A 247-nucleotide genomic window follows, 5' to 3' on the forward strand; every position below is an offset into this window, starting at 1 on the left:
GTTGACAAGCCGGTCTTTAAGGATAAGGACGGCAAGGAGACCACTCCGCCGGAGGGCACGAAGTTCGATAAGGGCGAGGGTGCTCCTGAGGGTGTGACCGTTAACGAGGATGGTTCCATCACCGTTAAGGTTCCGGAGGATGCGAACCCGGGTGACAAGATCACTGTTCCGGTTGAGGTGACTTACCCGGATGGTTCGAAGGACAACGTTGACGTCACCGTTACGGTTGATAAGCCGGACGCTCCGG

Annotated in this window: 1 protein-coding gene; it reads left to right on the forward strand. The window is 57.1% G+C overall.

The genetic code is table 11. The features are described 5' to 3' along the window. A partial coding sequence (locus HMPREF2690_RS06235; RefSeq protein WP_210401384.1) for a YPDG domain-containing protein occupies positions 1 to 247 on the forward strand: 247 nt, incomplete at both ends.

This window comes from Corynebacterium sp. HMSC034E11 (assembly GCF_001835905.1).
Classification (GTDB): Bacteria; Actinomycetota; Actinomycetes; order Mycobacteriales; family Mycobacteriaceae; genus Corynebacterium; species Corynebacterium coyleae.